This window comes from Parapedobacter sp. 2B3, from assembly GCF_041925275.1.
GTDB lineage: Bacteria > Bacteroidota > Bacteroidia > Sphingobacteriales > Sphingobacteriaceae > Parapedobacter > Parapedobacter pyrenivorans_A.
Window position 1 is genome coordinate 19,690 of record NZ_JBHEUZ010000032.1, and the last position, 7,732, is coordinate 27,421.

Consider the following 7,732-nt stretch of genomic DNA (forward strand, 5'->3'; position numbering starts at 1 on the left):
AGTCGGTCAAAACAATTACATTTGGGGCAGTACACAGAATTTAATTGCAAGAACCGTATAAATTTAAAGTGATTTCATGAAACGTTTGGCTTTGCACTGGAAAATACTAATCGGAATGTTGTTGGGTATCGTCTTCGGTGCCGTGATGAAGGCCGTGGGGTTGCCCGATATCGTCATCGATTGGGTTAAGCCATTCGGAACCATATTCATCAATATGCTCAAAATGATTGCCGTACCGCTGGTGGCTGTTTCGCTCATCGTTGGTCTGGCCGATTTAAAGGACATTTCCAAACTATCCAAGCTCGGTGGGCGAACGATTTTTTTTTACTTGTTTACCACCGCATTTGCTGTTTCGCTGGGGCTTATTCTGGTCAACGTAATCAAACCTGGACTGTTTATCAATGAGTTATCGCGACAAAGTTTATTGGAGGGGTTTGCTGGCGAAGCGGGGGAAAAGATTAAGCTGGCAGAAGCAACGAAAGACCAGGGACCGTTGCAGCCGCTTGTCGATTTGGTTCCGGATAACTTTTTTGGCGCGTTGACCGACAATGGCAGTCTGCTTAAGGTTATTTTCTTCGTGATTTTGATGGGTATCGCGCTGATTATGATTGATGAAAAGCGATCGAAACCGGTGGTCGATTTTTTTAAAGGGTTGAATGACGTGATTTTGAAGGTCATTGATATCATTATGCTTTTTTCGCCGCTGGGTGTTTTCGCGTTGATGGCCGCATTGATGGTGGAGATTCCTGATTTTTCTACATTGGGTGCCCTGGGGGTTTACGGGGCTACCGTTTTGATAGGATTGGCGTTGTTGATTGCCGTCTTTTACCCCACGCTCCTTTACTTTTTTGCCAAAGTGAAGCCCGGCCGGTTTTTCCGGGCGATATCGCCGGCGCAGTTATTGGCCTTCTCTACGAGTTCGAGTGCGGCGACGCTGCCGGTTACGATGGAGCGGGTAACCGAACACCTGGGGGTGGATGACGAAGTGTCAAGCTTTGTGTTACCGTTGGGCGCAACCATCAATATGGATGGAACGGCGTTGTATCAGGCCGTAGCTGCCATCTTCATTGCCCAAGCCATGCTGCCCGAGCCGATTGGCCTAGAAGCGCAATTGATGATCATCCTCACGACGGTATTGGCTTCCATCGGTACCGCGGCGGTGCCGAGTGCGGGCATTGTCATGCTCGTTATCGTGCTCGGGCAAGCCGGTATACCCGAGGCTGGTTTGGCCTTGATTTTTGCCATTGATAGGCCCCTGGATATGTGCAGGACGGTTGTAAACGTAACCAGCGACGCTGCGGTTGCGGCCATCGTGGCCAAGTCGGTCGATTTATTGCATGACCCGCAGTCGGAAAGCGAGGAGTAATATACGGCATGCCGAATGATGTCTTCATCAGATTTCGTTCATTTCATCCCCCCGCAGCAACACCCTCGTACCCGGCGCTACGATGGATATCTTTCGTTTTTGACAGATCCGCCTTACTCCGTCCCCAATGCAGCCATCGTTCATCGGTGTTTTGCCCATGATCGTTTGTATTGGCTGGAGCTGAAAGACGAAATTCAGGAAGAAACGTCAATTATTAAACTGAAACCACAGGAACCCTGCCTTTGGGTGGTCATAGCGTTGATTGGCGGTTGTACCTTTCATTACGACAGGGTAGCTACGGTAACATCGGGGAATAGCACATATTTTGCCAGTAACAGGAGGGAACTTTCCATGGAACTGAACCCCGGTAAAAACTGGCTATTCATGGTCGGGTTTCCGCAACCGTGTTTCGATGCGCTGATGGCAGAATTTCCATTTTTGGAATCGCTTAACCAGCTGCATGAAAATAAGGCGCCACATTGGGCCGGAGCGATCGTGCCGATTTCGAGTCGGCTTCGGGCTGTTCTGGAATCATTACGGCGGCTGGTTTTCCAGCCGTATAGTACCCCGGTCCAACTGGCGGGCTGGAGCCTGCGGCTGCTAAACTATTTTTTTAACGATAACCGGGGCAACGGCACGGGTACCGTGGAGAAAGACGATATCAGCCATTACCACCAGGCAACGAAGTTCATTCGGGAACACTACCTGGACGATATCAGTCTGGAGAACGTAGCGGAAGCGTTGCATATCAGTGTACGCAACCTGACGCGCAGTTTCGAAAACCGGACATATACCGTAAACGGGTACATTTTGCACCTGCGACTAACCAAAGCCCGGGAGGTGCTGGCTTTTTCGGACAGGCCCATCCGGGATATCGCCTACACGCTCCGTTTCTCATGCCCGAAGCATTTCAGTAAAATGTTCAAGCAAAAATTCAGGAAGCCCCCGATGGTGTATCGGAACGAAATGAAAAAGGAAAAATTGGGCTTGGATAAAAGGGCTTTTCTCCGGTAGCAGTTTGCCCGGCGCTCATCTGTTCCGGTTTGTATCCGATGTAGTTTGCTCTGGAACAGCTACGTGTTAACTCAACGTTGATAGGCTTTGACTCACAACCGATGCATGCTGCCCCGGCGAAGATAAATGCTGGTCTACAGCAGATGAGTTCCCACCCGTAGCCGATAGGCTTTGCCTCAGTGGCGACCACGGCCGACTTAAAACAGAATGGCTCCGGCTTACCGTAGATAAGTTTCAGCGTAACCTCGGTAGGCGCCGAAGTAAAGCCGGTTGGTTTTGATTTAGAAAAGATAAGTTCCAGCCTATAAGTACATGAGTTTCATCCGCAGCCGGTGGGATTTGAGCCCCGATTGATAAGCTCCGGCCCGGAGCTTATAAGTTTTGCACCGCAACAGATGAGTTTTGCCTCAAAACTCATGAGTTTTTGAAAAAACGCTGAAAAAACAGTGTTTTTAGTTTCTTCCGTCCACTTTTTGTTTTTTGCTTTCAACAAAAGGTATCAAATCTGGCCAAAAAGAAGTAGGGTCTTGTTTGGCATGTTGGCCAGATTCTCCACCTCTACGCCGTAGGTTACTCCTAATTTTGCATTGTATTAATTCATTAATTGTTTTATTTAAATTTTTATGATTATGGCGAAGCCAACTTTATCATCAAAAACCGGCACGGAAGCGAAATTGCTTCAGTATGCCGAAACCGTACTGGCAAAAACAACGGAAAATGCCAGTATTTTTACAGAACCGCAGCCTTCGCTCGACGACCTGTCGGCTGCAATTGACCAATTCAGGGGCAGCATGACCGAAGCGTCTTTCCGCGACATACGGCAGGTCGTGCTCAAAAACCAACACGCTACGGCGCTGAAGGAAGTCTTGTACAACCTTTCCCTTTATGTGGAAACCGTGGCCCAGGGCGACCCGGCTATCGTACTAGCAGCCGGATTCATCCCGTCCAAAGACTTGCGGGGGCCGGTAGGACCGTCGCCCAAACCGCACGACCTCAGGGCGGTGGTACGCGATGCCGGTACCCAAAGTGTGCACGTTCGGGTAGATGCCTGGAAATACGCCCGCTATTATCAGTTCGAATACCGGAAAGCCGGATTGGACGAATCGTGGGAGCGTATCTTGAGTACCAGGTCGAAGATACATATTACCGACTTGGAGTACCTGACGGAATATGAATTCCGGGCTACCTACCTCGGGCCAGACCCCGCGCTCAACTACAGCGAAACCGTGCGCTGTGCGGTGACATAACATAACAAGAAGCGAAGGTTTTGATTAGGTTTTTTTTGTAAGTTTATCCGCTAAACAACGTGTAGCTATGCCGACTACGACTGAAAAGACGACGACTGTCCTGATCACACATCCATTGAGGGATATTGTTTATCAATTGAAAGAGCCAGATTTTTCATCGCCCACTGAGGTACGGGCGTTGGAAGCGTACCGTCAGGCCCACGACGAGGCCTGGCGAATGAAGCTTCTGTTTGAAAAGGAAAGAGGGGAAATCCTGCTAGCCTGTATTGACTTAGACAAGCTGAACGCCGGGCTCGGGGAGTTCGAACGTATACGGGATCATTACCTGCGGCATCTTGACTTATCCGATGGTGGTGCCGTCGCCGATATAGATATCAAGCTTCAGGTCGAATTGCGCGATTTTTACAATCAGGTACAGCAACAGCAAAAAGCCTTGGTAAGGTTTTACGATCGCATCGCCCCGTTGAGACAAATGTATACGGACATCGTTGATAGGTATTTCAGAGGTGAAAAACCGTTGGATCCCGTGCAGTTTAAGTTATTGGATGACGTGTTTAGGTTCCATGAGGATATGCAGGTGACGATAACTTCCCTGGATAAGGATCTGCAAGCTTTCCTGCAAGTGCTGACGGATATCTATGCTTTTTTAGAGGACGAATACATCAGCCAATACAACGTGCTTGATACGGCCTATGGCGAATCCCTGCATCGGTCCGTGGATTTGGTTAAATCGGTACAGGTGTTCAATACCGTTTGGGAATAGGTACGGCAATCGAACCCCGTTTCAACTAAAAAGGTCGCTGGAAAAATCCAGCGACCTTTTTTTAATCGGTCCGGTATTTGCCCGACACAGCTTATGCTTTCGCCGGTTTCAAGTTAGCTTCATCTGATGTGCCGACGGCTGCCGGTTCTTCAGCGTTCTTCTTTCCCTGTAAATCCACCACCATCGGTGCGGCAAGGAAGATGGAAGAGTAGGTGGCCACAATGATTCCAATCAGGATGGCAAACGAAAATCCGCGAATAACTTCACCACCGAATACGAACAGCACGGCCAACACGAAAATAACGGTCAGCGATGTGATGACGGTACGGCTCAGTGTTCGGTTGATGGCCAAGTTTACCGTCTCGGCCATTTCCGCCTTCTTATATTTCGAGATACCAAAATATTCGCGCAAGCGGTCAAATACCACTACCGTGTCGTTGATGGAATAACCCACCACCGTAAGCACGGCCGCAACGAAATGCTGGTCGATATCCAGCGAAAACGGAACGATACCATCCAATATGGAAAAAATCACGAATATGATCAAGGCATCATGAGCTGTGGTAAGCGCAGCGGCCACACTGAATTGCCACTTGCGGAAGCGCAATAGGATGTACAGTGCAATAACAATGACCGAGGCAATGCCGGCGTATAATGCCCTTGTCTTCATGTCATTGGCAATGGTAGGCCCAACTTTCTGCGAACTAACAATTTCATGGTCGGTTCCGGCGATTTGCGATAGCCCTTCGTTCAGCTTGTCCAATACCGCCTTGTCTGCCTCGTCACTCACCTCCTCGATTTGGTAAGCCGTCGTTACCCGTATCTGGCTGTCGCTACCGAATGTCTTGACCTCGGTATTCATGTCAAACGTCTCATTGAGGCTGCTGCGGACCGCTTCAAGGTCTACCGGTTTGTCGAACTGTACGGTATATGTTCTACCGCCTTTGAAATCGACACCCAACGTGAAGCCCTTCGTGAAAATGGAGATGGTACCAATCAGCAGTACAGCAAGAGAGATGATATAAAATTTCTTGCGGTTCTGCACAAAGCCGTAGTTTGCATTCAGCATCGTACGCTCACTCCAGCGGTGCGAAACGGTGATCGCCCAACCTTTTGACAGCATCCACTCGAAGATGATACGCGAGATGAAAATGGACGTGAACAATGAGGTAATGATACCGATCATCAATGTGGTAGCGAAACCGAGAATGGGGCCGCTTCCGAAGAAGAAGAGAATCAATCCCGTTAAAAACGTCGTTATCTGGGAGTCGAGAATGGACGACATGGCGTGTTTATAACCATCCGATACGGCCTGCCTGACCGACTTGCCCAGCCGCAGCTCTTCCCGTATGCGTTCGTATATCAACACGTTGGCATCCACCGCGGTACCCATCGTCAATACGATACCGGCTATACCCGGCAGTGTCAGCACCGCATTGAGCGAGGCAAGCACTCCCATAATGAAAAACACGTTGAATAATACGGCGATATTGGCCACCCATCCTGCGCGGTTGTAGTAGGCAATCATGAATATCAGAACGACGACTAGACCAATTACAGACGAATTGATACCCGCATCGATGGCGGCTTGTCCGAGGGAGGGGCCAACCACCGCTTCTTCAACGATTTTTGCCGTTGTTGGCAGTCGACCGGCCTTCAACACGTTGGCCAAGTCTTTCGTGTCTTCGATGGTGAAGTTACCCGTAATCTGGGAAACCCCACCGCTAATTTCACTCTGGATGGTGGGCGCGGAGTATACGACACCATCAAGCACGATGGCAATGGCTTTCTTGTTGTTGGGGTCGGCAACGGCTGCCGCAGAGATTCTCCGCCACTCGCGGGCGCCCTCGCTGTTCATGTACATCGTTACCATCGGGCTATTTGACTGAGGGTCAAAATCATCCTTGGCATCGGTAATCACATTGCCAGCCAATACGGGCCCCGCTTCTACACCGGTCGGTTTGACCGCATAGAGCTCCAACTGCTCGGGGGTACGCGGACTTGGCTTTACGCCCCACAGGAGTTTGACGTTGGCCGGGATAATCTGCTGTACCGCCGGGTCTGCAAGGAAATCATTTACCTTGGCCGTATCCCGCAGTTGCGCATAACCGACAACGGGGCCGTTTGCCAATACAACCTGGCCGCTGGGCGCCATGCCCGTTGCAGGCCGGAGTACATTGAATAAGGGATTCTGAAGCGCCAATTGGCTGTCTGATGAGTCGGCAGTAGCGGTAGAGTCCTGCCCCGCACCGAGTGCGGCAAGCAGGCCCGCATCCGTGCTGTCGGCAGCTGCGTTTTCGGCGGAGGCGGTAGTCTCAGTTTTGGCCGCCCGCAATGTGGAAGCCAATGCGCTGTTTACGTTTTCCAACATGGGGTAGATCTCCATGTTGTCATAGGTTTCCCAAAATTCGAGTTTAGCCGAACCTTGCAGGAGCTTACGCACGCGGTCCTCGTCATTCACGCCGGGCAGCTCGATCAGTATCCGGTTGGTGCCTTGCTGCAGTTGGATATTGGGCGATGCAACGCCGAATTTATCAATCCGCGTACGCAACACCTTGAACGAGTTGTCGATGGCGTTTCCTGCTTCCCGTTGCAGGAAACTCGCTACCTGCGCATTGCTGCTATTGGCGTTGATGTATGAAGCATTGTCTTTGGTAGCAAAGAAGCCGGCCAACGATATGCCCGGACTGAGTTTTTGGAACTCATCAACAAATAGGCTTACGTAGTTGCTTTGGCTGCTCCGGCTCTGGATATTGGCATTCTCGAGCGCCTTGTTGAAATTTTCATCTTTCGGGTTGTTGGCGAGGTTACGCACCAATTCCTGCAACGACACTTCCATCGTTACGTTCATGCCCCCTTTCAAGTCCAGACCCAACGCAATTTCATTCCCTTTGGCCTCACGGTACGTGTATTGTGCCAAACCTAAGTTATATACCACCTCTCCGGCCATGGAGTCCAGATACGCTTTCTCTTTCGCCATGTCACCCTGGGCGTATGCCACAGCATCCCGTTCCACCTTGCGGGTTACGAATGTGAATGATAGGGAATAGAGGCACGCGATGGCAACCACTACTACCAAAAATTTAATCAACCCTGTACCTTGCATTTTCTTTCGTTAGCTAGTATTAATCTATTCTATTTTTAACAAAATTTAGTTAAGACGGCAAAGGTATAAAATTTTTATATAAGTGCGTACCGTATTTTACCGTTTAATAAACCGTTAGAAGCGCCGTTTTGGCAGACTATTTGCTAAAATTGGATAAACCCTAAAAGTCGCAGCCTTACTTTACCGGCGAGAAATTCCATACAACCCTTGGCTTGGCAATCCTTTATTGGTCAAAA

5 protein-coding genes are annotated in these 7,732 nt (G+C 49.8%); 4 read left to right on the plus strand and 1 reads right to left on the minus strand.

What is annotated here, in order from left to right; genetic code table 11:
• Window positions 1–76 precede the first annotated feature (76 nt).
• The 4 genes from ACEVG1_RS20265 to ACEVG1_RS20280 all read left to right on the plus strand — a co-directional run bounded on the left by ACEVG1_RS20265 (window position 77) and on the right by ACEVG1_RS20280 (window position 4,390).
• Complete coding sequence (locus ACEVG1_RS20265; protein WP_374745552.1) at window positions 77–1,366, plus strand: dicarboxylate/amino acid:cation symporter; 1,290 nt, start codon at window positions 77–79, stop codon at window positions 1,364–1,366.
• Window positions 1,367–1,381: 15 nt separating this feature from the next.
• Window positions 1,382–2,380, plus strand: a complete 999-nt coding sequence (locus tag ACEVG1_RS20270) for a helix-turn-helix transcriptional regulator (RefSeq protein ID WP_374745553.1) — start codon at window positions 1,382–1,384, stop codon at window positions 2,378–2,380.
• A gap of 629 nt (window positions 2,381–3,009) precedes the next feature.
• Window positions 3,010–3,627 carry a hypothetical protein gene (locus ACEVG1_RS20275; protein WP_374745554.1) on the plus strand — a complete coding sequence of 206 codons (618 nt, stop codon included), beginning with the start codon at window positions 3,010–3,012 and terminating at the stop codon, window positions 3,625–3,627.
• Window positions 3,628–3,694: 67 nt separating this feature from the next.
• Window positions 3,695–4,390, plus strand: a complete 696-nt coding sequence (locus ACEVG1_RS20280; protein WP_374745555.1) for a hypothetical protein — start codon at window positions 3,695–3,697, stop codon at window positions 4,388–4,390.
• Window positions 4,391–4,481: 91 nt separating this feature from the next.
• Here ACEVG1_RS20280 and secDF read toward each other — a convergent pair whose 3' ends face one another.
• Window positions 4,482–7,496: a protein translocase subunit SecDF gene (gene secDF / locus ACEVG1_RS20285; RefSeq protein WP_374745556.1), complete on the minus strand. Its 3,015-nt coding sequence runs from the start codon at window positions 7,494–7,496 to the stop codon at window positions 4,482–4,484.
• Window positions 7,497–7,732: the final 236 nt, after the last annotated feature.

Coding starts and splice junctions, on each gene's coding strand:
- ACEVG1_RS20265 (WP_374745552.1), top strand. CDS start 77: ATGAAACGTTTGGCTTTGCACTGGAAAATACTAATCGGAATGTTGTTG.
- ACEVG1_RS20270 (WP_374745553.1), top strand. CDS start 1,382: ATGATGTCTTCATCAGATTTCGTTCATTTCATCCCCCCGCAGCAACAC.
- ACEVG1_RS20275 (WP_374745554.1), top strand. CDS start 3,010: ATGGCGAAGCCAACTTTATCATCAAAAACCGGCACGGAAGCGAAATTG.
- ACEVG1_RS20280 (WP_374745555.1), top strand. CDS start 3,695: ATGCCGACTACGACTGAAAAGACGACGACTGTCCTGATCACACATCCA.
- secDF (WP_374745556.1), bottom strand. CDS start 7,496: ATGCAAGGTACAGGGTTGATTAAATTTTTGGTAGTAGTGGTTGCCATC.